30 protein-coding genes are annotated in these 26,354 nt (G+C 73.3%); 9 read left to right on the top strand and 21 right to left on the bottom strand.

Annotation, left to right across the window (positions count from 1 at the left end; genetic code table 11):
* Positions 1-4: 4 nt before the first annotated feature.
* On the bottom strand, positions 5-244 hold the full coding sequence (locus DQ237_RS00370; RefSeq protein ID WP_113796098.1) for a hypothetical protein: 240 nt from the start codon (positions 242-244) through the stop codon (positions 5-7).
* 527 nt (positions 245-771) lie between these two features.
* Between DQ237_RS00370 and DQ237_RS00365 the strand changes: the two genes are divergently transcribed.
* Positions 772-1,356, top strand: coding sequence for a hypothetical protein (locus tag DQ237_RS00365; protein WP_113796096.1), 585 nt, complete (start codon positions 772-774; stop codon positions 1,354-1,356).
* A 141-nt stretch (positions 1,357-1,497) separates the two neighbouring features.
* Positions 1,498-1,686: a hypothetical protein gene (locus tag DQ237_RS00360; RefSeq protein WP_113796094.1), complete on the top strand. Its 189-nt coding sequence runs from the start codon at positions 1,498-1,500 to the stop codon at positions 1,684-1,686.
* Between the two features lie 6 nt (positions 1,687-1,692).
* Here DQ237_RS00360 and DQ237_RS00355 read toward each other — a convergent pair whose 3' ends face one another.
* Both DQ237_RS00355 and DQ237_RS00350 read right to left on the bottom strand, forming a co-directional pair.
* Positions 1,693-3,006 (bottom strand): pentapeptide repeat-containing protein, encoded by a 1,314-nt coding sequence (locus tag DQ237_RS00355; protein ID WP_113796092.1) that lies wholly within the window; start codon positions 3,004-3,006, stop codon positions 1,693-1,695.
* Between the two features lie 65 nt (positions 3,007-3,071).
* On the bottom strand, positions 3,072-3,668 hold the full coding sequence (locus tag DQ237_RS00350; protein ID WP_113796090.1) for an antibiotic biosynthesis monooxygenase: 597 nt from the start codon (positions 3,666-3,668) through the stop codon (positions 3,072-3,074).
* Between the two features lie 123 nt (positions 3,669-3,791).
* Between DQ237_RS00350 and DQ237_RS00345 the strand changes: the two genes are divergently transcribed.
* On the top strand, positions 3,792-4,508 hold the full coding sequence (locus DQ237_RS00345) for a M50 family metallopeptidase (RefSeq protein ID WP_113796088.1): 717 nt from the start codon (positions 3,792-3,794) through the stop codon (positions 4,506-4,508).
* Between the two features lie 66 nt (positions 4,509-4,574).
* Here DQ237_RS00345 and DQ237_RS00340 read toward each other — a convergent pair whose 3' ends face one another.
* Positions 4,575-6,938 carry a glycoside hydrolase family 65 protein gene (locus DQ237_RS00340; RefSeq protein ID WP_113796087.1) on the bottom strand — a complete coding sequence of 788 codons (2,364 nt, stop codon included), beginning with the start codon at positions 6,936-6,938 and terminating at the stop codon, positions 4,575-4,577.
* A complete protein-coding gene (locus tag DQ237_RS00335; RefSeq protein ID WP_113796086.1) occupies positions 6,935-7,678 on the bottom strand; it encodes a beta-phosphoglucomutase family hydrolase in 744 nt (247 codons plus the stop codon). Before DQ237_RS00335 ends, DQ237_RS00340 begins: the two co-directional genes overlap by 4 nt.
* 153 nt (positions 7,679-7,831) lie before the next feature.
* Between DQ237_RS00335 and DQ237_RS00330 the strand changes: the two genes are divergently transcribed.
* The gene (locus DQ237_RS00330; RefSeq protein ID WP_113796084.1) at positions 7,832-8,377 is read left to right on the top strand and encodes a YbhB/YbcL family Raf kinase inhibitor-like protein; all 546 of its coding nucleotides are present in this window, start codon (positions 7,832-7,834) and stop codon (positions 8,375-8,377) included.
* 37 nt (positions 8,378-8,414) lie between these two features.
* On the opposite strand, the gene DQ237_RS00325 is transcribed toward DQ237_RS00330, so the two are convergent.
* On the bottom strand, positions 8,415-9,227 hold the full coding sequence (locus DQ237_RS00325; protein WP_113796082.1) for a GNAT family N-acetyltransferase: 813 nt from the start codon (positions 9,225-9,227) through the stop codon (positions 8,415-8,417).
* A 113-nt stretch (positions 9,228-9,340) separates the two neighbouring features.
* Here DQ237_RS00325 and coaA point away from each other — a divergent pair, with 113 nt between their 5' ends.
* Both coaA and DQ237_RS00315 read left to right on the top strand, forming a co-directional pair.
* Positions 9,341-10,303, top strand: coding sequence for a type I pantothenate kinase (gene coaA, locus DQ237_RS00320; RefSeq protein ID WP_113797307.1), 963 nt, complete (start codon positions 9,341-9,343; stop codon positions 10,301-10,303).
* A 213-nt stretch (positions 10,304-10,516) separates the two neighbouring features.
* Positions 10,517-10,723: a DUF5999 family protein gene (locus DQ237_RS00315; protein ID WP_113797305.1), complete on the top strand. Its 207-nt coding sequence runs from the start codon at positions 10,517-10,519 to the stop codon at positions 10,721-10,723.
* On the opposite strand, the gene DQ237_RS00310 is transcribed toward DQ237_RS00315, so the two are convergent.
* From DQ237_RS00310 to DQ237_RS00250, 13 genes are all read right to left on the bottom strand, one after another.
* A complete protein-coding gene (locus DQ237_RS00310; protein ID WP_113797303.1) occupies positions 10,713-11,327 on the bottom strand; it encodes a DinB family protein in 615 nt (204 codons plus the stop codon). The two genes, DQ237_RS00315 and DQ237_RS00310, sit on opposite strands and share 11 nt — an antisense overlap.
* Before the next feature lie 38 nt (positions 11,328-11,365).
* Complete coding sequence (gcvP, locus tag DQ237_RS00305; protein WP_205730003.1) at positions 11,366-14,362, bottom strand: aminomethyl-transferring glycine dehydrogenase; 2,997 nt, start codon at positions 14,360-14,362, stop codon at positions 11,366-11,368.
* Between the two features lie 88 nt (positions 14,363-14,450).
* Positions 14,451-14,993: a MerR family transcriptional regulator gene (locus tag DQ237_RS00300; RefSeq protein ID WP_240619376.1), complete on the bottom strand. Its 543-nt coding sequence runs from the start codon at positions 14,991-14,993 to the stop codon at positions 14,451-14,453.
* 299 nt (positions 14,994-15,292) lie between these two features.
* Positions 15,293-15,784, bottom strand: a complete 492-nt coding sequence (locus DQ237_RS00295) for a bifunctional nuclease family protein (protein WP_113796078.1) — start codon at positions 15,782-15,784, stop codon at positions 15,293-15,295.
* 114 nt (positions 15,785-15,898) lie between these two features.
* Positions 15,899-16,630 (bottom strand): MerR family transcriptional regulator, encoded by a 732-nt coding sequence (locus tag DQ237_RS00290; protein ID WP_113796076.1) that lies wholly within the window; start codon positions 16,628-16,630, stop codon positions 15,899-15,901.
* Positions 16,630-17,145 (bottom strand): FHA domain-containing protein, encoded by a 516-nt coding sequence (locus DQ237_RS00285; RefSeq protein ID WP_113796074.1) that lies wholly within the window; start codon positions 17,143-17,145, stop codon positions 16,630-16,632. The genes DQ237_RS00290 and DQ237_RS00285 overlap by 1 nt, the downstream gene beginning before the upstream one ends.
* A 263-nt stretch (positions 17,146-17,408) precedes the next feature.
* Positions 17,409-17,813 (bottom strand): glycine cleavage system protein GcvH, encoded by a 405-nt coding sequence (gcvH, locus tag DQ237_RS00280; protein WP_113796072.1) that lies wholly within the window; start codon positions 17,811-17,813, stop codon positions 17,409-17,411.
* A 95-nt stretch (positions 17,814-17,908) separates the two neighbouring features.
* Positions 17,909-18,703 carry a DUF881 domain-containing protein gene (locus DQ237_RS00275; RefSeq protein WP_113796070.1) on the bottom strand — a complete coding sequence of 265 codons (795 nt, stop codon included), beginning with the start codon at positions 18,701-18,703 and terminating at the stop codon, positions 17,909-17,911.
* Positions 18,700-19,032 carry a small basic family protein gene (locus tag DQ237_RS00270; protein ID WP_113796068.1) on the bottom strand — a complete coding sequence of 111 codons (333 nt, stop codon included), beginning with the start codon at positions 19,030-19,032 and terminating at the stop codon, positions 18,700-18,702. Before DQ237_RS00270 ends, DQ237_RS00275 begins: the two co-directional genes overlap by 4 nt.
* A gap of 4 nt (positions 19,033-19,036) precedes the next feature.
* Positions 19,037-19,936: a DUF881 domain-containing protein gene (locus DQ237_RS00265; protein ID WP_113796065.1), complete on the bottom strand. Its 900-nt coding sequence runs from the start codon at positions 19,934-19,936 to the stop codon at positions 19,037-19,039.
* Positions 19,933-20,592 (bottom strand): CDP-alcohol phosphatidyltransferase family protein, encoded by a 660-nt coding sequence (locus DQ237_RS00260; protein WP_240619284.1) that lies wholly within the window; start codon positions 20,590-20,592, stop codon positions 19,933-19,935. Before DQ237_RS00260 ends, DQ237_RS00265 begins: the two co-directional genes overlap by 4 nt.
* A 104-nt stretch (positions 20,593-20,696) precedes the next feature.
* The gene (locus tag DQ237_RS00255; RefSeq protein ID WP_113796063.1) at positions 20,697-22,769 is read right to left on the bottom strand and encodes an elongation factor G-like protein EF-G2; all 2,073 of its coding nucleotides are present in this window, start codon (positions 22,767-22,769) and stop codon (positions 20,697-20,699) included.
* A 134-nt stretch (positions 22,770-22,903) separates the two neighbouring features.
* Positions 22,904-23,434, bottom strand: coding sequence for a DUF2243 domain-containing protein (locus DQ237_RS00250; protein ID WP_113796061.1), 531 nt, complete (start codon positions 23,432-23,434; stop codon positions 22,904-22,906).
* A 54-nt stretch (positions 23,435-23,488) separates the two neighbouring features.
* Between DQ237_RS00250 and DQ237_RS00245 the strand changes: the two genes are divergently transcribed.
* On the top strand, positions 23,489-23,692 hold the full coding sequence (locus DQ237_RS00245) for a hypothetical protein (RefSeq protein ID WP_113796059.1): 204 nt from the start codon (positions 23,489-23,491) through the stop codon (positions 23,690-23,692).
* 30 nt (positions 23,693-23,722) lie between these two features.
* Here the strand turns inward: DQ237_RS00245 and DQ237_RS00240 are convergent, their stop codons facing one another.
* Both DQ237_RS00240 and DQ237_RS00235 read right to left on the bottom strand, forming a co-directional pair.
* A complete protein-coding gene (locus DQ237_RS00240; protein ID WP_113796057.1) occupies positions 23,723-24,304 on the bottom strand; it encodes a hypothetical protein in 582 nt (193 codons plus the stop codon).
* Between the two features lie 12 nt (positions 24,305-24,316).
* Positions 24,317-25,465 carry a zinc-dependent alcohol dehydrogenase gene (locus DQ237_RS00235; protein ID WP_113796055.1) on the bottom strand — a complete coding sequence of 383 codons (1,149 nt, stop codon included), beginning with the start codon at positions 25,463-25,465 and terminating at the stop codon, positions 24,317-24,319.
* Positions 25,466-25,620: 155 nt separating this feature from the next.
* Here DQ237_RS00235 and DQ237_RS00230 point away from each other — a divergent pair, with 155 nt between their 5' ends.
* Positions 25,621-25,917, top strand: a complete 297-nt coding sequence (locus DQ237_RS00230) for a helix-turn-helix transcriptional regulator (protein WP_113796053.1) — start codon at positions 25,621-25,623, stop codon at positions 25,915-25,917.
* Positions 25,914-26,303 carry a VOC family protein gene (locus DQ237_RS00225; RefSeq protein WP_113796051.1) on the top strand — a complete coding sequence of 130 codons (390 nt, stop codon included), beginning with the start codon at positions 25,914-25,916 and terminating at the stop codon, positions 26,301-26,303. The genes DQ237_RS00230 and DQ237_RS00225 overlap by 4 nt, the downstream gene beginning before the upstream one ends.
* The last annotated feature ends 51 nt before the right edge of the window (positions 26,304-26,354 follow it).

The following is a 26,354-nucleotide window of genomic DNA, read 5'->3' as shown; positions in this document are numbered from 1 at the left end:
CGGATCAGTCCGGGTCCTGCGAGTCGTCGTTCTGGTCCTCGGTACCGGGCTCCTGGTTGCTGTTGTCCGGCACGTTGCCCTGCTCGTCACTGCTCGGGTCGTTGCCGTCGGTGTTCTTCGTGTCGTCGTCGGTCGTTCCGTCGTTCTGGTCCTGCCCGGCTGCTTCACAGGCGGTCATCGTGACGCCACCTCCGAAGAGCGCCAGGGCGGCGAACAATGCGGCGATCGGGCGTCGGATCTGCATGGCTCGACCCTACGAACACCTGCGCCGCGCCGCCCGTCGAACAGCCGACACCCTGGTAATTACGTCACCGTTACGTAATTACCAGGGTGTCGGTGGATGGGGGGAGGGGGGCATCTCGACGACTCATGGCCGCCGGGTGGCGTGCGAGCACTCGAGATCGGCGTTGAGTGCCGAGCAAGATCATCTGGGAGCAAGATCGAGATGCGGGGGAGTCGCGCACCGGCGTCCGGGTGGGTCGACATGCACCGCCGGCCGTCCGGTTCCGCACACCCGGGGGCCTTCGCACAGCGCGCGCCGCCGCGCGGACCGGATCGTGCGGAGGCGCCGGTCGCGAGACCTCAGGCTTCCCATGGGGTCGCGAGCCGATGAGCGCCGGTGAGCGGCCGCCGACCAAGATCACCGACCCCTTCTCGGGCTCGTCGATGCAACGCCGATAATCGACGTTATGTCAACTGCTCCGAGACGGTCTGCGAACGGGGCCTCCTGCCGCTCCGCCACGCCGCTCGACGACCGAGGAGACTGACCGCATGCCTGTCGCCTGGACGCACGTCGGCCGCTTCTGGACCAACGGTGAGCCCTTCCTGGCCGTCGACGAGGAACTCCTCCCGCACTGGCGTGGCATGTCCGACGAGGCCTACGAGGCACTCGTGCCCGACCTGGACTACGAGCTCACCAGCATCCCCGTGGGCGCCGGCCGGGCCGCTGTGGTGCTCACCGACCCGGAGATCGGCGACGAGGGCTGGCTGGAGGTCTTCCGGGGCGACGACGGCAGCATCGCCGTCGTCCAGGCGAACGCGGGCGACTACCGCGGGACGCTCGATCTGGCCCTGCGGTTCTCCGCCGCCGATGAGCAGCTCGCCGACGGCGTCGCCGTGCCCAGCGGCCGGCTGGCGTTCGTGAGTGCGGCACTGGACGGCACCGGCGAGAACGGTGCGCTGCTGATGCCGGAGTCCCCCGGCCCGACGCCGACGACGGACGACGCGGATCCGGACGACGGGAGCCCGCTGCTCGTCGTCCCGCCGGGCTCGTTCCGGCTCTCCGTCCGGTGGCGGACCGAGCTCGAGGACGACGCCGCCTTCGCCCGGTGGCTCTTCACCCGGGCCGACCGCTGAGTTTTGTCACTCCTCCCCCCCGCGTCGAGACCGCCGACGGCGATCGCTTCCACCTGACGCAGTGACTGTGCGCAGTTCGCCGGTTCCACCGCGGGTCCGCGGGTAGCGGGCATACGACGAAGCGATGATCGAGGAGGACCGATGACGGAGCAGCGCCCCGACACCGACGAGAGGGACGAGCCGGGCGGCACGCCCTCCCCCGGTCCCGACGACCTGACCGACCGCCCTCACTCCCCCGGCGACGACGGCTCCGCCCAGGCGATCCCTGGCGCGTACGAGGCCGACGAGGCTGACCAGCAGCGCGGCAAAGCGGTCAAGCCAGGCAACTGATCCGCCTCATGCTCGCGCTGGGATCTCCTCGTTCGCCGGGGAGTCCCAGCCGGTGTTGCCGAAGATGTCCGCAGGCAGGGAGACGGCTTCCAGGAGCGCCGTGCCGCTGACGGACGCGGGTTTCCACTCGACGAGCTCCGCGTCCCAGAGGCGACGGTCGATGATCGCGGCGCCGGCGACCTGCCAGCCCGTCGCGGTGACCGGAGCCGTGTGGACGGCGCGCTGTTGCGGCTCGGCCACGCAGTAGATCCGCGCCGTGGCGGCCGCTCCGACGATCACGTCGTTGCACGTCACCGGCACCGCTCCGTCCGCATCGTCGGTTCGCTCGGCCACGCCCAAGGAGAAGTTCCCTTCTGCGTCCACCGTCGCAGCCCATGCGACGACCTGCGCGGGGACAGCCACCCGAGCGAAGCTCCAGTGACCCTCCCGCCCGATCGAGACCAGCGACAGCTTGAGCGCACCGTCGAGCACGCGGACGCGGTGCGCCGCGAAGTACTCGAACCGGGCACGCGTGAAGTTGGCGCCGTGACGGAAGCTGGCGTCGGTGAGCGTGCACGCCCCCCGGAAGTGCGTGCCCACGAACCGCGGTTCGGAGTGGAAGTGCGCACCTGTCAGATCGAGGTCGTCGAGTGTCGCGCCACTGAAGTCGAACCGCAGCGCCGACCACGACGAGTGCGGATCGATGTCGGGCTGCAGGTGCTCACGGATGGCCTGGAACACCGAGTGCCGAACTTCGTGCTCCGCCGCCCTTCCCCCCTCGTCGCCGGCCGCATCGCCGTTGGGCGGGGAAGGCATGCGCACATAGGCGCACAGGACGTCGACGCAGGTCTGGCGCTGGTCGCTCCAGGAGTCCGCCAGCCGGCTCATGGCGTGGACGCCGGCCAACCGGACGGCCGCGTTCGCGTGACCGAGCTGCGCGGCCGCCTCCTGGTAGCGCTCGGCCAGCGCCTGGTCCCGCTCGCGCACGTTCTCCTCGTCGGCCCGCCGCCCGGCCGCCTCCTCGAAACGCTGCTTCCGGTAGGCGTAGACGATCGCGAACAACCCGCCCAGCAGGGCCACCAGGGTCGCGGTGCTGCGCGTGAGGTCGAAGAGCTCCTCGTCCCGCAGGTCGCCGGGCTCGGCCCACCACCACTCGATGTGCGCGCCCTTGAGGCGGGCGAGACCGACGAAGACCAGCCACACGACGACCGTTCCGCCGACAGCTACGACACCGAGGAGCGGGAGCATCCGCGGCATCGACGGCGCGTGCCGTCCGGACGAGACCTCGTCGGCGTCCTCGTAGAACCAGCGACGGACGCGACTGCGGACGCGATCGATCATGTCACTGAGGGTAAAGGGACGGGATCACAGTGTCGCGGCACTCGGCACGGTGTGGAGCGCGGCCGTCAGCGCTCCCGCCAGGACCGGCCCTGCAGCCACCACTGCAGCCGCGCGGTGATCCACGGCAGCATCACGTAGGCCATGACTGGCGTGAGCACCGCGGTCATCACGAGCACGCGCAGGACGACGTGCAGGTCGCTGAGCAGGGCTCCGAGGGTGACGGTGGCCAGCAGGTTCACCGGGAAGAACACCAGCCAGATCGTCATCGCCTGCTTCCAGCGCGGCGGGGCGGCCGCCGCCGGCGCGGTCTCGACCTCCTCCGCGACCGGGGAGTCGAACCACCCCTCGATGCCGGTGCGGCGCTCGCTGCGGGTGACCTCGGCCAGCCCCTGGGCCGACCGCAGCCACCACTGGCGCTCCGCCGACGCCTCCCAGCCGGCCAGCGCCGTCTGGTCGGCGAAACGGGCCAGCATGTGCCACTCGTCGGCGTCGCGACGCGAACGGACCCAGCCACCCCCGAGGAAGCCGGGGAAGCTTTCCGCCATGCTGAGACCGGCCCGGATCCAGGCCGTCATCTCGCGCGTGTGCGCCGGGTCGGCGCGACGCGTGAAGGACACCGTCACCGGGAGGTCGTCCCGGGTGAGGGTGGAGGACGTCGTCATGGCACCAGCATCCGGTCTGTTCGGCGTTCGCGCGTCACCCCGACCGGTGTGAGCCGCCTCTCCCCGGGCGACACGGGCGCCGCTCCCCCGGGCCTTCCGGGTCGGTGCGGTTGACTGCCGGGCGTGGAGGCCGTCGACGCGTTCTGGGCCCGCGTCACGGCAACCGTGCCCGACCCCTCGCCGACCGTCCTCCTCGGCGCCGCCGCGGTGGCCGCGGTGCTGGTCCTCTCCCCCACCCTCTGGCGGCCGGCGCGCAACGTCGTCACCATCGCCCACGAGGGCGCGCACGGCCTGGTGGCGCTCGCCGCCGGGCGGCGGCTGGCCGGCATCCGGCTGCACTCCGACACCTCGGGACTGACCGTCTCCGCCGGACGCCCGACGGGCCCGGGAATGGTGCTCACCTGCGCGGCCGGCTACACCGGGCCGGCTCTCTTCGGCCTGGGTGCCGCGGCCCTCCTGGCCGCCGGCCACGCGGCCGGCCTGCTCTGGGCGCTGCTGGTGCTCCTGGCGCTGCTCCTGGTGCAGATCCGCAACTGGTTCGGCCTGTGGTCGGTGCTCGTCACCGGCGGCATCGTCTTCGCCGCGACCTGGTGGCTGCCCCCGGGCGGCCAGGTCGCCTTCGCCGCTCTCGCGACCTGGTTCCTCCTGCTCGCCGCTCCGCGTGCCGTGCTGGAGCTGCAGACCGCCCGGCGACGTCGGTCGGCGCCGGACTCCGACGCCGACCAGTTGGCCCGCCTGACCCCGCTTCCCGCCGTCGTCTGGGTCGGGGTCTTCCTGGTCGTCGACGTCGGCGCGCTTGTTCTGGGCGCGACCTGGCTGCTCGACCGGACCGCCGGCTGACGCCGGCTCGGTGTTGGGGATAACGGTCGAACCGAGGGCGTGACCGCCCGCCGCGGCAGGAGCGAACTAGCGGATCCGGGAGCGGCGACACGGTTCGCGACCCACCGGCTGGGTCACCGGCGCCACCTCGGGAGCCGGCGGTAGCTCCAGCACGAGGTCGGCGTGGTCGACGGTCACCTGCCGGCCGTGGTGACGGATGGCCAGCGGCTCGCCGTCGACCAGCCGGTAGGTCGCTCGGTCCGGCTCGACGGTGACGGTCAGCTTGCGCCCCCGGTAGACGACGCGGAAGCGGAGCCTGGTGATCCGGTCGGGCAGCCGCGGTGCGAAGGAGAGCTCGCCACCGTGGTCCCGCAGGCCCCCGAAGCCGGCGACGGCCACGGTCCACCCGCCGGCCAGCGAGGCGATGTGCAGCCCGTGCCCCGAGTTGTGGTGCAGGTTCTGGATGTCGGTCAGCGCTGCCTCGGCCCAGTACTGGTGCGCCAGTTCCAGGTGCCCGGTCTCCGCGGCGACGACCGCCTGCTGCGTCGCCGACAGCGAGGAGTCCCGCGTGGTGCGGGGCTCGTAGTAGGCGAAGTCGGCGATCTTCTCCTCGAGGGTGAAGGCGTCGCCACGGAGGTGCAGCGCCATCACCAGGTCCGCCTGCTTCACCACCTGCTTCCGGTAGATGTCGAAGTAGGGGTAGTGCAGCAGCAGCGGGTACTTCGAGCGCGGCGTGGTGGCGAAGTCCCACTCCTCGTGGTGCGTGAAGCCGTCGGACTGCATGTGCACACCGCGCTGGGTGTCGTAGGGCACCGCCATCAGCGAGGCGGCCCGGAGCCACGCCTCGACCTCGTCGTCGGTGACCTCCAGGCGGGCGGCGACGTCCGGCTGCCGGCCCACCGCCGCGGCCGCCTCGCGCAGGTTCCGCTGCGCCATGAGGTTGGTGTAGACGTTGTTGTCGACGACGGCGGTGTACTCGTCCGGCCCGGTGACGCCGTCGATGCGGAACCCGTGCTCGGTGTCGAAGTGCCCCAGCGAGGCCCACAGGCGGGCGGTCTCGATCAGCAGCTCGGCGCCGTAGTCCCGGTCGAAGGCCTCGTCGAGCGTCGCGGAGTGGTAGCGGACGACGGCGTCGGCGATGTCGGCGTTGATGTGGAAGGCCGCCGTGCCGGCCGGCCAGTACCCGGAGGTCTCCTCGCCGCGGATGGTCCGCCACGGGAACGCGGCTCCGCGCAGCCCCAGGACGACCGCGCGCTCCCGGGCCAGGCCCAGCGTGGAGTGCCGCCAGATCAGCGCGTCGCGCGCGGCGTTCGGAGCGGTGTAGGTCAGGACCGGGAGCACGTAGGTCTCGGTGTCCCAGAAGGTGTGCCCGTCGTAGCCGGGACCGGTCAGGCCCTTGGCCGGGATGGCCTGCCGCTCACCACGCAGCCCCGCCTGCAGGACGTGGAACATGCCCACGCGCACGGCCTGCTGCAGCTCGTCGTCACCCTCGATCTCGACGTCGGCCTCGTCCCAGTGCTGGGCCAGCAGCTCCCGCTGCTCGCGCAGCAGCCGCTCGAAGCCGGCCAGGCGCGCGGTGGCCAGCGCGGCCTCCACCTGGTCGCGCAGCGCCGGTGCCGAGCGCCGGGAGGACCAGCCGTAGGCGAGAAACTTCACCAGCGTGAGCGAGCCGCCGGGCGGGATGCGCGCCGCCAGCGTGTAGCGGGCCAGGTCACCGACGGCCTCGACGTCCTCGGTACAGCTGTCCGGGATCTCGATGACGTGCTCCATACCGGCGGCCACCCGCAGCTTGCTCTGCTTGGTGTGGTGCACCAGCACCGCACGCCGGCCCCGGGCGGCGGCGAGCTCGCACTGCAGCGGTGAGGCGAGCGCCGCGGCGGCCCGGGGGTCGTCGTCCTCGGAGGCCTGGCCGTCCTCGTTGGCCAGCAGGTCCGACTGCAGCGCCACGTACAGGTCGCCGAGGTCGTCGACGAGCTCGACCCTGTACTCGATCGCGGCGATCGAGCGCCGCACGAGCGAGACCAGGCGGGTGCTGCTCACCCGCACGGTCCGGCCACCGGGTGAGCGCCATTCCGTCGAGCGGCGGAGCACGCCGGCCTTGAGGTCCAGCGTCCGCTGGTGGTCGATGATCTCCCCGTAGGTGAGGTCCAGCGGTGAGTCGTTGACCAACAGGCGGATGAGCTTGCCGTCGGTGACGTTGACGACCGTCTGGCCCATCTCGGGGAAGCCGAAGCCGACCTCGGCGTAGGGCAGGGGGCGTTCCTCGAAGAAGCCGTTGAGGTAGGTGCCCGGCACCGCGACGGGCTCCCCCTCCTCGAAGGAGCCGCGCATGCCGATGTGCCCGTTGGCGAGCGCGAAGACCGACTCGTGCGCACCGAGCGCCCCGCGGTCCAGCCCCACCTCGGTCAGCGCCCAGGGCTCGATCGGGAAGACCGCGCGCCCCTCGCTCACGAGGCGCTCAGCAGCTGGTCGAGCTCGGTGACGACGACGTCGGCCCCCGCCTCCCGGAGCGCGTCCGCCTGGTCGACCCGGTCCACGCCCACGACGAAGGCGAAGCCGCCCGCCCGCCCCGCCGCCACGCCGGCCTGGGCGTCCTCGAAGACCACGGCCTCCTGCGGTGGCACTCCGAGCGCCTGCGCGCCGGCCAGGAAGGTGTCCGGCGCCGGCTTTCCGCGCAGACCCTCCCGGGCGGCGACCACGCCGTCGACCCGGGTGTCGATCAGGTCGGCGAAACCGCCCGCAGCGACCACCTGCTCCCCGTTGGCCGACGCCGTCACCACCGCGGTGGCCAGGCCCGCCTCCCTGACGGCCCGCAGGTAGCTCATCGAGTGCTCGTAGACCTCCACGCCGTGCTCGTCGAGCTCGCGCAGGACGAGCTCGTTCTTGCGGGAGGCCACGCCCTGCACCGTCGCCGCGTCGGGGGCGTCGCCCGCTGAGCCCTCCGGCAGCACGATCCCCCGCGAGGCGAGGAAGTCGCGCACCCCGTCGGCCCGCGGCTTGCCGTCCACGTAGCGGTTGTAGTCCTGCTGCGTGAACTCGGCGGCCGCCGGGTCGCGGGAGCGGAGGAACTCGTCGAAGGTGCGCTTCCAGGCCGCCATGTGCACGGTCGCGGTCCGGGTCAGCACGCCGTCGAGGTCGAACAGGCAGGCGCGGACCCCTTCCGGCAGACCGACCGCTCGGGGTGTGGGCACGGCCGCGACGCTACCGCCGGAGAGTGACGAGCACGTGTCGGAGTCCCCGCTCCCGACGCCGACGGGCGACTCCCCCGCGTGCTGCCTAGGGTCGCTCGGGGGACGGCCGCAACCGACGCGCCGTCCAGCGACCAGCGAGGGAGAGGACCACCCATGGCCGACCGGCCCACCCCACCGAACCCGTACGACTTCCTGCCCCAGGTGCCCGGGTTCACCCTCACGAGCACCGATGTCGCCGACGGGCAGGTCATGCCGGCGCCGCACGTCAGCGGTGTCATGGGTGCCGGCGGCGAGGACCGCTCCCCGCAGCTGTCGTGGTCGGGCTTCCCCGAGGGCACGAAGAGCTTCGCCGTCACCGTGTACGACCCCGACGCCCCCACCGCCAGCGGTTTCTGGCACTGGGCGGTCGCCAACATCCCCGCCTCGGTGACCGAGCTCCCCTCCGGCGCCGGCGACAAGGACTCCCCCTCGCTCCCCGCAGGAGCCGTGCAGCTGCGCAACGACGGGGGCTTCGCCGGCTACGTGGGTGCCGCTCCCCCGTCCGGGCACGGCCCGCACCGGTACTTCGTGGTGGTCCACGCGGTGGACACCGAGGCGCTCGACGTCGACGCCGACACCACCCCGGCCGTCCTCGGCTTCAACCTGTTCTTCCACACCCTCGCCCGGGCGACCCTGGTCCTCACCTACGAGGAGGGCTGAGCCGCACCGTCCTCCTCGGGACCTCCGGGGAGGACGGTCAGTCCGGCAGTTCGGCCACGCAGGTGGTGGCCAGCCGCGCGAAGCCCACCCGCTCGTAGACCCGGGCCACGTCGTCGTCACCGGCGGCGAGGAACACCAGATCCGCTGTCTCCCGGGCGTGCGCGACCAGGGCCGAGGCGATGCCTGCCCCGAGTCCCCGGGCACGGAGCCGGGGCAGCGTGGCCACACCGACGATCTCGCTGACGACGGTCCCACCGAGGTCCACCGGCTGGTGGGAGCCGACGGCCACGGGGCGGCCGTTCTCGATCGCGACCATCATGACCGTGCGGCCGTCGGCGATGCGCTCCTGCAGGGCCGCGGTGCGTGCCTGCGCCTCCGGCGAGGTGTCCAGCGGCGCCTCGCGGACGTCGGCCCGGCCACCGGGGTGGGCGAAGGCGACATCGGCGACCCGCTGGAACTCGGGCAGCTCCGGGTCGTCGGCGCCCACGAGGAACAACCGCACCCCGGCCGGCAGGACGAGGTCCACCGGGTCGTCCGCGACGAGGAGCGGCAGCTCCTCCACCGGCATGCCGGCAGCGCGCGCGGCGGCGAACACCTCCGGGGAGCACTCGGGGATCCACTCCAGTGCAGCGGGCAGCCCGGCCGCCCGCTGCAGGGCGATCGCCGTCCGCACGTCCTCGGTGGTGACCGGCTCCCCGGCGCCGTCGCGGCGCGGCCGCGCCGGGTAGGGCCAGGCCGGGGCGGCGAGCGGGACGTCGAGGGCGCCCGCGCGCTCGATCCGCGCGTCCTGCAGCGGCGCGGCGGCGAAGTAGCTCTCGATGCACTCGAGCAGCCCCGGGCGGGAAGGCACGCCAGAACCCTAGACGCGTCCGGGGACACCGGGCCCGCCGACGCCCGGATGCGGCCCCTCCCCCACCCGCCCGGGTGACCCGCGCGCACGGCGCCGACCAGCAGGACGGCACGATGGTCGGCGTGACGGCAGGGACGCGCGGCTCCATCTCGCCCTACGCGGTGTTCGACCGGGCCTCGTGGCGAGCGCTCGCCGCGGGCGACCGGCTCCCGCTGGACGCTGCCGACCTGGAGGCGCTGGCCTCGCTCGGCGACCGGATCGACCTGGACGAGGTCGCGACCGTCTACCTCCCGCTGGCCCGCCTGCTGGACCTCCACGTGGCCGCCAGCCGCCGGCTCTGGGCGGCGCAGAGCGAGTTCCTGGGCGACTCGACGGCCAAGGTGCCGTTCGTCATCGCCGTCGCGGGCAGCGTGGCCGTCGGGAAGAGCACGACCTCCCGCCTGCTGCAGACGCTGCTGGCCGCAGGCCCCGGCAGCCCGCGGGTGGACCTGGTGACCACCGACGGCTTCCTGCTGCCCAACGCCGTCCTGGAGGAGCGCGGGCTGCTCGGCCGCAAGGGCTTCCCGGAGAGCTACGACCGGCGCGCGCTGCTGCGCTTCCTGGCCGACGTGAAGTCCGGCCGCGAGGAGGTCGTGGCGCCGGTGTACGACCACCAGTCCTACGACATCGTCCCCGGCCAGGTGCAGGCCGTGGACCGGCCGGACATCCTCGTCGTCGAGGGGCTCAACGTCCTCCAGGCAGGGCGCCGCACCGACGGCGCGGCGCCGGAGGTGTTCCTGTCGGACTTCTTCGACTTCTCCGTCTACGTGGACGCGGCGGAGGCCGACATCCAGCGCTGGTACGTCGAGCGGTTCCAGGCGCTGCGGCGCACCGCCTTCCAGGACACGTCGGCCTACTTCCACCGCTTCGCCGCACTCACCGACGAGGAGGCGCGGGAGACGGCACTGAGCATCTGGTCGGCCGTCAACGGCCCGAACCTGCGGGACAACATCGCCCCGACCCGGTCCCGCGCGCGGCTGGTCCTGCAGAAGGCGTCCGACCACTCGGTACGCCGGGTGCTGCTGCGCAAGCTCTGAACGCCCTCCTCCCCCGACACGCCGCTCCCGACCGCGTGACCCACGCCTGCGCGGTCCCCGCCATGGCAGGACCTGACGACTCCTTCGGGTGATTAGGTGATGCGGATCACGTGACGTGCGGCACGGAACGTGCCGACACTAGGTGGGACGCGTAAGCGTTCAGATACGCCCAGTGACTGCCGGCTTCCCCCCGGCCGAATGGAAGTGACCGCCATGTGCGCCCACCCCAACGCCTGCCCCGACGCCACGAGCGAAGCCCGCGACCTCGCCGCCGTGGTCAGCAGCCACCCGGAGCAGGGCTGGAGCCTGCTGTGCAACGGCGTCGTCCTGTTCGACGACGACGGCGAGCTGCTCCCCGACGGCCGCGCGGTCGGCGACCACCACGAGTGGGTCGTACGCCCGGAGCTCGTCAGCGCCTGACCGTCCCCTCCCCGCCGCCCGCCTGGCGGGCGGCGTCCTCGACCCGGTCGCGGTAGGCCCGCCACCAGGCCTCGTCGTGCTCGGGCAGGTCGTCGCCGACCGACTGGTTGCCGACGGACCCGTCGATGAGCTCGCGGACGATGTCGATCTGGCCGGCGTGGCGGTGGGTCTCCGCGATGACGTGCACGAGCACCCGGTGCAGGGTGACCTCGGTGCCCCCCTCGGCGCCCCACCACGGAACGCGCCCCACGGCGTCCACCGGCAGCTCCGCGAGCGCGGCATCGGTGGCCGCCCAGGCGCGCCGGTAGCCGTCGAGGACCTGCTGCCGCGACTCCTCGGGCCTGGCCCACATGTCGACGTTGTCCTCGGCCTCGGGGTCGAACCACGGGTGGGCCGGACCGACCGGCCGGCCGAACGGGACGCTGGTGTAGCCCACCTCGACCAGGGCCAGGTGCTTGATCACGCCCAGCACGTTCGTGCCCGTCGGCGTCAGGGGCCGCCGGACGTCGTACTCCGACAGCCCCTCGGCCTTGAGGACCAGGACGTCGCGGCCCTCCTGCAGGTAGGTCCGGAGATCGGCCTTGATCGCGTCCTCGACGGTCATGGTCGGCACCATGCCATGCGGCGCCGACGGGAGGGGCGCTACCGGGCGGCTCCCACGACGTCGGCGGCAGTGCCGAGATCGTCCGGTGCGCCCTGTTCCCGGCCCGGCACCGTGCTCGGGACCTCGTGCGGCCCGACGGAGTCCTCGAGCTCGGCGAACGCTTCCGGGGGCGGGCAGGAGCAGACCAGGTTGCGGTCGCCGAAGGCCTGGTCGATCCGCCGGACCGGGCTGAGGTACCCACGGCCCTTCAACGCCGGCACCGGGTACACCGCCTCGCTGCGCGGATAGGGCCGGCCCCACTCCCCCGCCACCATCGCCAGCGTGTGCGGGGCGTTGCGCAGCGGGTTGTCCTCGGCGTCGTACTCCCCCGTGGCCACCTTCTCGATCTCGCCGCGGATGTGCACCATCGCCTCGACGAACCGGTCGAGCTCGGCCTTGTCCTCGCTCTCGGTCGGCTCGACCATCAGGGTCCCGGCGACCGGGAAGCTCATCGTGGGCGCGTGGAAGCCGAAGTCGATCAGCCGCTTGGCGATGTCGTCGTTGGTGACGCCGGTGGCCTTGGTCAGCGGGCGGATGTCGAGGATGCACTCGTGGGCCACCAGGCCGTTCGCCCCGCTGTAGAGGACCGGGTAGTGCTCCCGCAGCCGGGTGGCCAGGTAGTTCGCCCCCAGGATGGCGTGCTGGGTGGCGCGGGTGAGCCCGTCGGGCCCCATCAGCCGCAGGTAGGCCCAGGAGATGGGCAGGATGTCGGCCGACCCCCAGGGCGCGCCGGAGACCACCGGGCCCTCGGTGCCCGTGTCCACGACCGGGTGGCCGGGCAGGAACGGCACCAGGTGCTCGCGGACGCCGATCGGGCCGACGCCGGGACCGCCCCCGCCGTGCGGGATGCAGAACGTCTTGTGCAGGTTGAGGTGGCTGACGTCGGAGCCGAACCGGCCCGGCCGGGCGAGGCCGACCATCGCGTTGAGGTTCGCGCCGTCGACGTACACCTGCCCGCCGGCGTCGTGCACGGCCGCGCAGATGTCCTGCACCTCGGTCTCGAAGACCCCGTGGGTGGAGGGGTAGGTCAGCATGATCGCGGCGAGCCGCTCGGCGTGCTGCCCCACCTTCGCGCGCAGGTCGGCGAGATCGACGTTGCCGGCCTCGTCGCAGGCCACGACGACGACCCGCATACCCGCCATGACCGCGCTGGCGGCGTTGGTGCCGTGCGCCGAGCTCGGGATGAGGCACACGTCGCGCTGGTCGTCCCCCCGGGACCGGTGGTAGCCGCGGATGGCCAGCAGCCCGGCGAACTCACCCTGCGACCCGGCGTTGGGTTGCACGCTCACCGCCGCGTAGCCGGTGATCTCGGCCAGGTCCGCGCAGAGCTCCTCGATCAGCTGGCGGTACCCGCGGGCCTGCTCCGCCGGGACGAACGGGTGCAGGTTCGCGAACTCCGGCCAGGTGATGGCGGCCATCTCGGTCGCGGCGTTGAGCTTCATCGTGCAGGAGCCGAGCGGGATCATCGTGCGGTCCAGCGCCAGGTCCTTGTCGCTCAGCGAGCGCAGGTAGCGCAGCATCGCCGTCTCCGACCGGTGCGCGGAGAACACCGGGTGGGTGAGGAACGGCGTGCGGCGGCGGAGCGCGGCCGGAAGGGCGTCGGTACCGGCGGCGTCGAGCGCCTCGTCGTCCCCCGCCACCCCGAAGGACTCCGCGACCGCCCGCAGGACGGCCGGGGTCGTGGTCTCGTCGCAGGCCACCGCCACGGTGTCGGCGTCGACCTGCCGCAGGTTGATCCGACGCTCCGCTGCGGCGGCGACCACCTCGGCGGCGCGGCCGGGCACGGACACCTCGAGCGTGTCGAAGAAGTGCTCGTGCACGACGTCCAGCCCACCGGCGCGCAGCCAGCCGGCCAGCACCGTGGCGCTGCGGTGCACCCGGGCCGCGATCGCGGTCAGCCCCTCCGGCCCGTGGTAGACGGCGTAGGCGCCGGCGATGACGGCCAGCAGCACCTGCGCGGTGCAGATGTTGCTCGTCGCCTTCTCCCGGCGGATGTGCTGCTCGCGGGTCTGCAGTGCCAGCCGGTAGGCGACGTCGCCGTCGGCATCCACCGAGACGCCGACGAGGCGCCCCGGGAGCTGCCGGGCGAGCCCCTCGCGGACCGACAGGTAGCCGGCGTGCGGGCCCCCGTACCCCATGGGGACGCCGAAGCGCTGGGTGGTGCCGCAGGCGACGTCGGCGCCCCACTCCCCCGGCGCCTCGAGCAGGGTGAGCGCCAGGAGGTCCGCGGCGACGACGACGGAGGCACCCGCCTCGTGCGCCGCCGCCGTCAGGGCGCGGTGGTCGCGGACGGCGCCACTCGCGCCCGGGTAGGACAGCAGCACGCCGAACGCGCCGGCTCCGGGCAGGTCGGTGGGCCAGCCCCGCGACAGATCCGCGACGTGCAGCCGGATGCCCAGCGGCTCCGCCCGCGTCCGCAGCACCCCGAGGGTCTGCGGGAGCGTGTCGGCGTCGACCACGAAGACCGCGTCGGCCTTCGCACGTCCGGCGCGACGGACCAGGGTCATGGCCTCGGCGGCCGCGGTCGCCTCGTCGAGCATGGAGGCGCCGGCGACGTCGAGCCCCGTCAGGTCGGCGACCATGGTCTGGAAGTTGATCAGCGCCTCGAGCCGGCCCTGGCTGATCTCCGGCTGGTACGGCGTGTAGGCCGTGTACCAGGCCGGGTTCTCCAGCACCGTGCGCTGGATGACCGGCGGCGTGAAGGTGCCGTGGTAGCCCAGTCCGATCATCGAGGTGAACACCTCGTTGGCGTCGGCCCGCTCGCGCAGCAGTGCCAGCACCGCGGCCTCGTCGGCAGCCGCGGGGAGGGCGAGCGGACTCCGGTCGCGGACGCCCTCGGGCACGCAGGCGTCGACCAGCGATCCCAGCGACTCGTGCCCCACCACCGCGAGCATCTCGGCGGTCTCGTCCGGTCGTGGCCCGATGTGCCGGCCGATGAAGGAGCCGGCGGGGTGCAGGGAGTTCAGCGAGGGCAGCGGCCCGTCGACGGCGGTCACCGGCGCGACGGTACCAGCGGCCGAGCCGCCCCCCGGAACGGCACGAGGCCCTCCCCGCGGTGCGGGAAGGGCCCGTCGGCGGTGCCGGTCAGGCAGTCGCGGCCCGACGGCGCCGGCGCAGGGAGAGCTCGTCGTCCGTGGGCACGACCTGACCGCCGTCGAGGCGCTCGGCCGGCAGCTCGGCGAGCTCACCGGAGAGCTCGCGCAGCGCACCGGAGACGGCGATGCCGAAGACGCCCTGACCGCCGGCGAGCAGGTCGACGACCTCCTCCGCGGAGGTGCACTCGTAGACCGTGGCGCCGTCGGAGAAGAGCGTGACGTTGGCCAGCTCCTTCACCCCGCGCTGGCGGAGGTGGTCGACGGCCTTGCGGATGTTCTGCAGGGAGACGCCGGTGTCCAGCAGTCGCTTGACGACCTTGAGCACGAGGATGTCGCGGAAGGAGTACAGGCGCTGGGTGCCGGAACCGGTGGCGCTGCGCACCGAGGGGGCGACCAGGCCGGTGCGGGCCCAGTAGTCCAGCTGGCGGTAGGTGATCCCGGCGGCGGCGCACGCGGTGGGGCCGCGGTAGCCGACGAGGTCGGTGTCGACCTCGTCGTACGACGGCGCCCCGACGGCGGCGTCGCTGAACAGCTGACCCTGGGAGCCGTTGTCCTGGTCGCTCACGTCCAGCGTCCTCCTCTGTCCCGCCACGAACCGCGACGGGTCGACGGCCCACACCTCGTGACCACAGGTGTCACACCGTTGTTGTCCGCCGACGGTAAGCCGGGCCAGGGAGCCGGTCAACTGAGCGGGACGGCGTGTCGGCCCGCTCACTCATTTCGAGTGATGATCCGTCGCGTCCTGCCGATAGGGACCGATTGGGCCGGAGGTACGAGGCGGGGCCTGCCCCGGGGCCGGTCGCGGGCGGTGGGGGCAGCGCGGTCCGGTCGTCAGGCCGGTCCTCCGCCGGAGCCGGAACCCGCCCCGAAGTCCTCCGGCGAGATCTGGTCGAGGAACTCGCGGAACTTCTCCACCTCGTCCTCCTGCTCGTCGGGGATCTCGATGCCGACCTCGTCGAGCAGGTCCTCGGCGCCGAAGATGGGCGCCCCGGTGCGGACGGCGAGGGCGACGGCGTCCGACGGTCGGGCACTGACGACGCGGTCGTCGCCGAACACCAGCTCGGCGATGTAGATGCCGTCGCGCATCTCGGTGATGTTGACCGCCTCGAGCTCCGCGCCCAGCGTGCGGACCACCTCGCGGAGGAGGTCGTGGGTCATCGGCCGGGCGGGCCGGACACCCTGCTGCTCGAAGGCGATGGCGGCGGCCTCGACCGCGCCGATCCAGATGGGCAGGTAGCGCTCCCCCTGCGTCTCCTTGAGCAGCAGGATGGGCTGGTTGCCCGGCAGTTCGACGCGGACGCCGACGACTCGAAGCTCCTGCACGGTGCGGCTCCTCGGCTGCGGCCCGGAATCGGGCGGAACGGTCTGGTCAGGCGGCCGGTGACGGGTCGGGACGTCGGTCGGTCTCGGACGGCGACGGCTCCACGGTACGCCCGCTCAGGGGCGCAGGAGGTCCCGCAGGCGCGTCTCGAGCAGCGCCGTGTGGAGCTGCGCGGAGAGGGCCGCCAGTTCTGCGAGCTTCTCGGTGGCGCGGGTCCGCGCCTCCTCCGAGCGGGCCCTCAGCACCGGGGCGACGAGCTGCTCGACCAGGCCGGCCTCCCGTTCCACGGCACTGCGGTAGACCCGGAGGTGCCGTGGCTCGATGCCGTGCCGGGCCAGCCCCGCGGCGGCCCGGGCGATCGGCAGGTCGCCCGCCGGGTGCCGGCCGTCGGCGTCGGTGGAGAGCAGACCGAACTGGACGCAGTCGGCCAGCTGGTCGGGCTCCAATCCCGCAGCACGCGCGAACTGCTCGGAGCTCAGTGGTGCCTCCCCGCCCTCGGCCGGCGTGGCCGGGGGCAGGGGTGCCGATCCGCCCCCGGCACCGGGCAGCGGCTCACCCCGGTCCAGCGCCTCGAGCTGGTCCTTGATGACCCGGAGCGGCAGGTAGTGGTCCCGCTGCGCGGTGAGCACGTACCGCAGCCGGCTCACGTCGGCCTGCGAGAACTTCCGGTACCCCGACGGCGTGCGCTGCGGGTGGACCAGGTCCTCGGACTCCAGGTAGCGGATCTTGCTGATCGTCACGTCGGGGAAGTCGTCGCGAAGAACAGCCAGCACCTCACCGATGGTCAGGCGAGGCGTGTGCTGGTCTGCGGCGTCCCCGAGCGCACGTTCGCGCTCGGGCACGCCCATCAGCGAGCGGCCGGCTCGCCGGTCCGGGGGCCGGTCAGGTACACGAGGCGGAACTTGCCGATCTGCACCTCGTCACCCCCGGCGAGGTTGGCGACGTCGACCGGCTCCCGGTTGACGTAGGTGCCGTTCAGGCTGCCGACGTCGTGGACGGAGAAGCCGCCGCCCTCGCGGTGGAACTCGACGTGCCGGCGGCTGACGGTGACGTCGTCGAGGAAGATGTCGCTGTCGGGGTGCCGGCCAGCCGTGGTGACGTCCTGGTCGAGCAGGAAGCGGCTGCCCGCGTTCGGGCCGCGCTTCACGACCAGCAGGGCCGAGCCCGCCGGCAGCGACTCGACGGCGTTGGCGTGCGCGTCGGCCGCCTCGGTCGCCTCCGGCTGGTCGCCGGAGTCCTCACCGCCGACCTTGGGGATCACGCTGGTGGCCTCGCCGATGCGCTCGGGGGCCAGCGCCGCACCGCACTGCGCGCAGAAGCGACTGCCCTCGGGGTTCTCGTGGCCACATCGAGTGCAGTGCACGTTGCTTCTCCTCCGGTGCGAGGGGCCCGCCGCGGGCCTCGGGACGGGCCGCGGGCGGCCGGCGGACGGCGAGCCGGTCAGCCCGTCGTAGGTCGGCCGCCGCAGGGGGCGGCGGACCGTTGGTCATGGAACCAGCCGGTCGGCCCGAGGGTCAACCGGACGAGCAAGGTGGGACGGGCGGGACTCCCGGAGGCGTCCCGCGACCTGCCCTCCCAGCGCGATCATAGTGATCGATGCCGGGAGTCAGCCTCCCGGCGACCCCGTCACGAGGCGTCGACCAGCGCCTGGTAGGCGTCGGCGTCCAGCAGCTGGCCCACCGGGTCGCCGCCCTCGCCCGGCACGGCGATGTCGACCAGCCACCCGTCGCCGTAGGGATCGCCGTTGAGGGTCTCGGGCGCGTCGGCCAGGCGCTCGTTCACGGCGGCCACGACGCCGGTCACGGGGGCGTAGACGTCCGACACCGACTTGGTGGACTCCACCTCGCCGATCGGCGTCCCCGGAGCCACCTCCGCCCCCACCTCGGGCAGCTGGACGAAGACGATGTCCCCCAGCGCGTCCTGGGCGTGATCGGTGATGCCGACGCGGACGACCGTGGACGTGCCGTCGGTGCCCTGCACCTGCGCCCATTCGTGCTGGTCGGTGTAGCGGCGGTCGTCGGGCGTGCTCATGCGGGGAGTCTCCTCGAGGTGCAGTGGCGGTGTCGGCCTCGGTGCAGGGGGCCGCCCCGGGCCCAGCGAGGGGTGGGGGGCACCGAGGTCCTTCCTCAGTCGCCGTCGTCGGGCGAAGCGTATTGAGGCCGGTCGAGCGGGCGCAACGCGTCCACCACGAGCAGCGGCGACTGCGTGATGGACACGCTGCCCCCGCGGCTGCCGATCGTCTGGACCACGCCACCCGGGATGTTCATGGCGGTCTCGATCCCCTGCGGATCGCCGATGACGACGAACTCGTAGGGCGCGGTGATCGCGGTTCCGTCGACCCGCAGGTCGCCCGCCGACCCGGTCACGGCGGTGGACAGCCCGATCCGCACGCCGTCGACCTGCATCGTCTCCGCGCCGGCCGCGCGCAGCTCCTGGACGACGTCGAGGAGGTCGCGGACACGGACGCCGGCGGACGGGTCGCGGACGGTCAGCGTGAGCCCGGCCCCCTCCGCCGGGAGCGTCCCGTTGAGGATGCCGAGCGTCTCGGCCCGGCGGCGGGCCTCCTGGAGGGCCTTGCCGGTGCGGCTCCCGGAGCCGGACAGCTCCTCGAGCGCCGAGCGCTGCTCGGCGATCTGCGCGCGCAGGCGGTCCTCCCGCGAGGTGAGCTCGTCCAGGATGCGGACCAGGTCCTCCTCGCGGGCCCCGGCGAGCACCTGGGCCTCGTCGGCGTTGCGCACCTGCACGGCGAGGGCGAAGCCGAGGAGCAGGGTGAGCACCCCGATCAGCCCGGCGGCCACGAGGTCCCGTCGTCGCCGGGCCGACCGTCCCTGCGGTGCCACGACGCCCTCTCCCCCGCCGGGGGGCGCGCCGTCGACGTCGGCGGGCTCCCCCGCCTCCGCCGGCCCCGCCGCCCCGGTCATGCGCGGAACACGTGCCGCCGGATGGCCGCGGCGTTGCCGAAGATGCGGATGCCCAGGACGACCACGACCGCCGTGGAGAGCTGCGCCCCGACCCCGAGCTGGTCGCCCAGGAAGACGATCAGCGCGGCGACGACGACGTTGGAGACGAAGGAGATCACGAAGACCTTCGCGTCGAAGATGCCGTCGAGCCGGGCGCGGAAGCCGCCGAAGACCGCGTCCAGGGCGGCGACGACGGCGATCGGCAGGTACGGCTGCAACCACAACGGGACGGTCGGGTCGAAGACCAGCCCGAGGAGGATGCCCGCCGCGAGTCCGAGGATCGGGATCACGCGGTCAGCCTCCGGGTGAGGGGTCGGCGCCGGCGTCGCGGCGGGGGTCCAGTGGCCGGGCGGAGCGCAGCTCGGGGGGGCTCGCGGCCGGGAGCGACAACTCGTCCTCCTTGGCGAAGTCGAACTGCAGCCCGTAGTTCTTGGAGACCCATGCCAGGGCGCGGACCTCGGGGTCGAGCAGGAAGGCGGCCGACAACGCGTCCGGGTCGCCGACGGCACTGATCTCGTAGGGGTTGGTGACCGGCCGGAAGTCCACCAGGACCGCCTCACCGGCGAACCGGATGGCGCTCGTGGGACCCAGCCGCTGGCCGTTGATGCTGATCGCCTCGGCGCCGCTGGCCCACAGCGCGTTGACGACCTGCTGCAGGTCGCCGTCGCGGACCCGCCCGGCGCCGTTGTCCGCACCTGCGACCGGGTCGTCGTCGGCGTCGGCCTCGGCGTTGGCCAGGGTGACGAGGAGCCCCGGGCCGGTGACCGGCACCGCTCCGGTGCCCTGCTCGGCCCGGCCGAGCGCGTCCAGCGCGCGCTGCCCGACCGCCGTGGCCGCCAGCAGGTCGTCGCTGGTGCGACCGACCTCGGCGCGCAGGTCCTCGAGCTGCACGGCCAGCTGGTCGCTCACCTCGGACTCGTCCTGGATGTCGCGCACCAGGGCCGCACGGATCTCCTGCCGCCCCTGTTCCTTGGCCGCGGCCTGGTCGTAGGTGACCGCGACGAGCACGCCGGCGAGGGCCATGGTGCCGGCGACCGCGACCCGGCCCCATCGGCGGGGCGGCGTGGTCCCACCGCGAGCCGCCCGGGCCGCGGCCGCCTGCGCGTAGGCCGGGTCCAGGGTCTCGGCCAGCACGTCGTCGAGCAGGGAGGCCCCCAGCGACCGGACCCCACCCGGCCGGGGCGCGGACGTCACGACCGGCCGGCCGCCCGGTCGCGGGCGACCAGCCCGACGACCTGGACGACGTAGAAGGCACCGGCCACGAGGTACAGGGCCGTTCCCCAGATGGTGAGCGCCCAGGCGAACGGTGCGGCGACATCGGCCAGCGCGCCCTCGCCGTCGGCGAGCAACAGCACCGGGAAGGCGTAGAGCAGCAGCAGCGTGGCGGCCTTGCCGAGGTAGTGCACCTGCAGCGGTGGGTAGCCGTGGGCGCGCAGCACCAGCAGCATGACGCCCAGGACGAGTTCGCGGCCGACGAGCACGGCCACGAGCCAGACCGGGACGACCTCCCGCAGCGCCAGGGCGACCAGCGTGGAGACGATGTACAGGCGGTCGGCGGCGGGGTCCAGCAGCGCGCCCAGACGGCTCCCCTGGTCCAGCCAGCGGGCGAGCTTGCCGTCGGCCCAGTCGGTGAAGCCGGAGACCATGAGGACGACGAGCGCCCAGCCGTCCTCCTCCGGGCCCAGGAGCAGCCACAGGAACAGCGGGACACCGAGCAGGCGCAGGACCGACAGCGCATTGGGCACCGTCCAGATCCGGTCGGGGAGGTCCTCCCGGTCACCGACCGCCGGGGTGCTCGTCCGTCCCCGGGGCACGGCTGTGGGCACCGACGGCCCGCTCGACGACGTCACGTTCCCTCCAGCCCCAGCACCAGCGGAACCGAGGCTAGTGGAAGGACCCCCGGCCCCCCACCACTCGCATGCTCGTGGCGGGTCCCTGCCGGGGGCCGACCGGGTCAGGCGGGGGTCAGGGCCGCCGGGGAGGGCTCGTAGCGCAGGGGGCGGCGGTCGAAACTGCCGGTGCCGTGCGTGACCGAGCGCAGCACGCCGGGGTAGCCGAGGAGCTCGGCCTCGGGAACCTCCGCGCGCACGGTGGCCCGGCCGCGCTCGGGATCGGCCTCGGTGCCGGTCACCCGGGCCCGTCGGGCGGCCAGGTCCCCCATCACGGCCCCGACGTACTCCTCCGGCAGGCGCACCTGGATCTCGCACCACGGCTCGAGCACCCGGGCGCCCGCTGCCGCGATGAGCTCGCGCAGCGCCAGCGCTCCGGCGGCCTGGAACGCGGCGTCGGAGGAGTCGACCGAGTGGGCCTTGCCGTCGACCAGTGTCACCCGGACGTCGACGATCGGGCGGTCCCCGTGCACGCCGCGCTGCGCCTGCGCGCGGATGCCCTTCTCCACGCTGGAGTGGTACTGGCCCGGCACGGTGCCGCCCACGATCCGCTGCTCGAACACGACGCCCGACCCCGGGGGCCCGGGCTCGCCCTCGACGACGACGACGGCGTACTGACCGTGACCGCCGGACTGCTTGACGTGCCGGCCGGTGACACGCGCCGGGCCGCAGAGCGTCTCCACCAGCGGGACCCGGACCGGCACGGGGACGACGGCCACGCCGTGCCGGGCGCGGAGCCGGTCCAGCAGCACCTCGGCGTGCCCCTCCCCCACGCACCACAGGAGGAGCTGACCGGTGTCCGCGCGCCGCTCCAGCCGGACCGTCGGGTCCTCGGCGACCAGGCGGGAGAGGGCGGTGGCCATCCGGTCCTCGTCCGCGCGTGACGCTGCCTCGACGGCGACGGGCAGCTGCGGCACTGGCAGCTCCCACGGCGGCACGAGTCGCGGGTCCTCGGGGCCGCTGAGGGTGTCGCCGGTCTCGGCGGTGGTGAGCCTGGCGACTGCGCAGATGTCACCGGCCGGGCAGTGGCTCACCGGCCGCAGCACCGCACCCAACGGCGAGGAGAGCACGCCGACCCGCTCGTCGGCGTCGTGGTCGGGGTGGCCGCGATCGGCGAGGCCGTGACCGGACACGTGCACCGCGACGTCGGGCCGCAAGGTGCCGGAGAAGACGCGGACGAGGGAGACCCGGCCGACGTAGGGGTCGGTCGTCGTCTTGACCACCTCGGCGACCAGGGGCCCGTCGGCGTCGCATCCGGCCGGCGGCGCCGGCGAGCCGTCGGGGCGCGTGACCGGTGGGCAGCCGTGCTCCATGGGGCAGGGGAACGCCGAGACCAGGAGGTCCAGCAGCTCCGCGACCCCGACGCCGGTGGGCGAGGAGACGCAGAGGACCGGGTGGAAGTGCCCACGGGCGACGGCGGTCTCCAGGTCGGCGACGAGGTCGGCCACCGCCAGCTCGTCACCGGCGAGGTACCGCTCCATGAGCGTCTCGTCCTCGCTCTCGCCGATGATCCCCTCGATGAGCTCCCCGCGGAGCCGGTCGGCCTCCTGCCCGCCCGCCGCGTCGCCAGGGGGGTCGAGCAGGGAGACCAGCCCGCGGGCCGAACCATCGGCGCCGCGCTGGACGAGGTGCATCGGGTAGACACCCTCCCCCAGCATCAGCTGCGCCAGCCGCACCGCCTCGTCGACGTCGGCACGAGCGCGGTCGATCTGGGTGATGACGACGGCGCGCGGCAGGCCCACCGCTGCGCACTCCTCCCAGAGCTGCACCGTGGCGGCGTCCATCCCGTTGACCGCCGAGACCACGAAGAGCGCGGAGTCCGCGGCACGCAGGCCGGCCCGGAGCTCGCCCACGAAGTCCGGCGACCCGGGGGTGTCCAGGAGCGTGATGCGGTGCCCGGAGTGCTCGACGGTGGCCACCCCCAGGGACACCGAGCGCTGCTGCCGGGTCTCGATGTCCTCGGTGTCCAGGCACGTCGTCCCGTCCTCGACGCGTCCGGCACGCGGCAGCGCGCCGGCCGCCACCAGGAGCGCCTCGGCCAGGGTCGTCTTACCCGACCCCGCGTGCCCGACGAGGACGACGTTGCGCACCCGGTCGGCCGCGCGCGGTGCCGGAGCCGGGGGGAGATCCCTGCCCACGGCCGTCAGCCCCGGCCGCTGCGGGGCGTACGCGGCCGCGGCCGGTCGGGGCGGGGGACGGAGAGAGTTCGCATGGTGCCTCCCGGGCGCTGGCTGTGTCCTGGGTCACAGCCTGCCGCGAGCGGTCCGAGCGATCAAGGGGCTCGGTCCCCGGCGGCCCGGTCGGCCGTCCGAGCGCCCATCTCCCGCAGCCCGCGGCGGTGGACGAGCGCGCCGGCGGCGATCAGCAGCACCCCGGAGGCGAGGAAGGCCAGGTCCCAGGAGAGCGGGCCACCCAGGTCGTCGCGGACGTGGTGGACGCCGAGCAGCTGGTGGTCGACGAGCCCCTCCCCCAGGTTGAACAGACCCCAGCCCGCGACCACGAGGCCGAGGTGGAAGGCCCAGCTGGGCGCGATGCGGCCCTGGCGCCAGGCGGCCAGTGCGGTGAGGGTGCCGGCGAAGGAGAGCAGCCACGTGGCGAGGTGGAACAGGCCGTCGGCGGTCGTGTTGATCTCCAGCCCGGCCAGCGTCGTCGGCGCCTCGACCCCGCTGACCATGTGGTGCCACTGCAGGATTTGGTGCAGCACGATCCCGTCGACGAAGCCGCCGAAGCCCAGCCCGTAGAGCAGCCCGGTGGCCCGCGAGGGCAGCCGCTCCCCCGCCGTCGTCGTGCCCGCGGTCGCCATACCGGGCCGCTACCCCCTCGCCGCGCGCCACACCCGTCCGCGCATCCTGGAGGCATGAGCACCAGCGATCACGCGGCCGGCCGGGAGCAGTCGACGGGCACGGCGCACGCCGTGCTGCGCGCCACGGCGGACCTCCCCGCACCGTGGGCGGCGATCTGCGGCGCCTCGGTGGACGTGGTGCAGGGACGGTGGGACGGCCCCCGAGGTCTGGGCTCGGAGCAGCCCTGCCCCGAGTGCCGCCGCCTCGCGGAGGGCTGAGCCCAACTGCCCGAGCTCAGCGGCCCGAGCTCATCGGCGCAGTGCCCGGACCACCCGCCGGGCACCCAGGACGGCGGCGCCGGCGGCGACCAGCCAGGGCCCGCCGACGACGAACGGGTCCAGCACGTGGTGGCGGGCGTCGACCCGTCCCCGGCGCGAGCCCAGCCCACCGTGGGTGAGCTCGGCCCGGAGGCCCGTGGCCGGGACGTCGGGCCGCAGGCCGGCGATGGAGGCCAGGTGGCCCTCGACCGCGTCCACCCGGTCGCCGACGACGAGCAGCATCCAGTGCGCCAGCCGGCCCTCGCTGAACCGGTCGTAGGCGAGCCGCCGGATCGCGCCCGACACGCCCTTCAGCGGCTGCGCGGTACCGAAGACCGGCGTCACGAAGGCGTGCTCGATCGACCGCTCGCGGCCCGCGCTCCCCGGCTGCCGCTCGGGGAAGTCCCAGTGCGCCCCCGTGTCGGGCCCGGGGAGCAGCTTGGGGTTCGACGGGCGGTCTGCCGGGTCGAGGTCGACGCCCCAGCCCGGGATCCGGGCGCGGAGCTCCTCACGGCTGGGGGCCGGGGTGCGCTTCTCGCCGATGTAGGCGCTCGGGATGTCACTGCTGGTCATGTCCGGTTCCTCTCAGGCCGCGCCGGGCACGATCAGCGGCTTGATGCAGCCGTCGAGCTTGCCGGAGAACACGTGGTAGGCCTCGGCGATCTCCTCCAGCGGGAACCGGTGGGTCACCATGTCACTCGGCGTGAGGTAGCCGTTGCGCACGTGCTCGAACAACCGCGGCCACTGGCGCTTCACCGGCGCCTGGTTCATGCGCAGGGTCAGCCCCTTGTTCAGGGCGTCGCCGAACTTCACCGCGTTGGGGATCGGCCCGTAGGCGCCCATCACCGAGATCGTGGCGCCCTTGCGCACGCCGTCGATCGCCCAGTTGAGCGCGACCGGTGAGCCACCCTGCATCTTGAGCTTCGCCCCCGCCACGTGCTGGAGCAGGTTCCCGTCGGCCTCCGCACCCACGCACTCGATGGCGACGTCGGCCCCGAGGAAGTCGGTCTGCTTCTTGAGCTCCACGACGATGTCGTCGTACTCGGTGAAGTTCAGCGTCTCGGCGTGCGCGAAGGACCGGGCCTTCTCCAGCCGGTAGTCGAGGTGGTCCACGACGATGACCCGACCGGCGCCCATGAGCCACGAGGACTGCGCGGCGACCAGGCCCACCGGGCCGGCGCCGAGCACGACCACGGTGTCGCCCTCGGCGATGTCGCCGAGCTGGGCGCCGAAGTAGCCGGTGGCGGTGGCGTCGGTGAGCAGGACGGCGTCCTCGTCGCTCATCCAGTCGGGGATCTTGGTGGGGCCGACGTCGGCGAACGGCACCCGCACGTACTCGGCCTGCCCGCCGTCGTAGCCGCCGGTCGTGTGGGAGTACCCGTAGATGCCGCCCACGGCCGTGGCGTTGGCGTTCACGTTGTGGCAGTTGGAGTACAGACCGCGGGCGCAGAACCAGCACGACCCGCAGTAGATGTTGAACGGCACCATCACACGGTCCCCGACCTGCAGGTTCTGCACCGACGGGCCGACCTTCTCCACGATGCCGATGAACTCGTGACCGAAGGTGTGGCCGACCCGCGTGTCCGGCATCAGCCCGTGGTAGAGGTGCAGGTCCGAGCCGCAGATGGCCGCGAGGGTCACCCGGACGACGGCGTCGTTCGGGTGCTCGATCGCCGGTAGGTCCTTCTCCTCCACCCTGATCTTGTACGGCCCGCGGTAGGTCATCGCTCGCATGCGTGTCGCTCTCGTACGGGGAGCCGCCGCCGGGACGGGTGGCTCGGACGGGCACGCCGGCGCTGCTGACCGGCCTCTCGACCCTGCGCCATCAGCGCGTCCCCGGCCACCCGACGCCTTGACAGGCAAGCTGCCACTTGCGTACTACTACGGACGTGGATGCGGCCCCGGAGCTGTTCAGGGCCCTCGGTGACGCGACCCGCCGCGTCATCCTCGACGAGCTCGCCGACCGTGACGGTCAGACGCTGTTCGAGATCTGCGGCCGGCTGGCCATGAAGCACGGCCTCGGCTCCTCGCGGCAGGCCATCTCCCAGCACCTCGCGGTCCTGGAGCAGGCGGGGCTGGTCCACACCCGGCGGCAGGGCCGGTACAAGTTCCACCACCTCGACACCGGCCCCTTGCGGGCGATCGTCGAACGGTGGCCCATCGACCGACAGGAGCCACTCCCGTGATCCGGATCAACCTCACCAGCGTCTACGTCGACGACCAGGCGACAGCACTGGCCTTCTACACCGAGAAGCTCGGCTTCCGGACGAAGACCGACGTCCCGGCCGGCGGCGCGCGCTGGCTCACCGTGGTGTCCCCCGGCGACCCGGACGGCGTCGAGCTGCTGCTCGAACCGACCGGTCACCCCGCCGCCAGGGCCTACAAGGAGGCCCTGGCGGCCGATGGGATCCCGTTCACGTCCTTCGCCGTCGACGACGTGCACGCCGAGGTCGAGCGGCTCAAGGCACTGGACGTCGTCTTCACCCAGGACCCGGTCGACCTGGGGCCGGTCGTCACCGCCGTCCTGGACGACACGTGCGGCAACCTCATCCAGCTGGCCGCCGTGAAGTAGACCGGTCCGACGAATTCCCGGATCCATGTGAGTGACGCGGATCACAGGGTA

This window comes from Blastococcus sp. TF02-8, assembly GCF_003319175.1.
Classification (GTDB): domain Bacteria; phylum Actinomycetota; class Actinomycetes; order Mycobacteriales; family Geodermatophilaceae; genus Blastococcus.
This window is presented reverse-complemented; position numbering and strand designations above follow the sequence as displayed.

Coding starts and splice junctions, on each gene's coding strand:
- DQ237_RS00370 (WP_113796098.1), bottom strand. CDS start 244: ATGCAGATCCGACGCCCGATCGCCGCATTGTTCGCCGCCCTGGCGCTC.
- DQ237_RS00365 (WP_113796096.1), top strand. CDS start 772: ATGCCTGTCGCCTGGACGCACGTCGGCCGCTTCTGGACCAACGGTGAG.
- DQ237_RS00360 (WP_113796094.1), top strand. CDS start 1,498: ATGACGGAGCAGCGCCCCGACACCGACGAGAGGGACGAGCCGGGCGGC.
- DQ237_RS00355 (WP_113796092.1), bottom strand. CDS start 3,006: ATGATCGATCGCGTCCGCAGTCGCGTCCGTCGCTGGTTCTACGAGGAC.
- DQ237_RS00350 (WP_113796090.1), bottom strand. CDS start 3,668: ATGACGACGTCCTCCACCCTCACCCGGGACGACCTCCCGGTGACGGTG.
- DQ237_RS00330 (WP_113796084.1), top strand. CDS start 7,832: ATGGCCGACCGGCCCACCCCACCGAACCCGTACGACTTCCTGCCCCAG.
- coaA (WP_113797307.1), top strand. CDS start 9,341: ATGGTCGGCGTGACGGCAGGGACGCGCGGCTCCATCTCGCCCTACGCG.
- DQ237_RS00315 (WP_113797305.1), top strand. CDS start 10,517: ATGTGCGCCCACCCCAACGCCTGCCCCGACGCCACGAGCGAAGCCCGC.
- DQ237_RS00310 (WP_113797303.1), bottom strand. CDS start 11,327: ATGACCGTCGAGGACGCGATCAAGGCCGATCTCCGGACCTACCTGCAG.
- DQ237_RS00290 (WP_113796076.1), bottom strand. CDS start 16,630: ATGGGCGTGCCCGAGCGCGAACGTGCGCTCGGGGACGCCGCAGACCAG.
- gcvH (WP_113796072.1), bottom strand. CDS start 17,813: ATGAGCACGCCCGACGACCGCCGCTACACCGACCAGCACGAATGGGCG.
- DQ237_RS00275 (WP_113796070.1), bottom strand. CDS start 18,703: ATGACCGGGGCGGCGGGGCCGGCGGAGGCGGGGGAGCCCGCCGACGTC.
- DQ237_RS00250 (WP_113796061.1), bottom strand. CDS start 23,434: ATGGCGACCGCGGGCACGACGACGGCGGGGGAGCGGCTGCCCTCGCGG.
- DQ237_RS00245 (WP_113796059.1), top strand. CDS start 23,489: ATGAGCACCAGCGATCACGCGGCCGGCCGGGAGCAGTCGACGGGCACG.
- DQ237_RS00240 (WP_113796057.1), bottom strand. CDS start 24,304: ATGACCAGCAGTGACATCCCGAGCGCCTACATCGGCGAGAAGCGCACC.
- DQ237_RS00235 (WP_113796055.1), bottom strand. CDS start 25,465: ATGCGAGCGATGACCTACCGCGGGCCGTACAAGATCAGGGTGGAGGAG.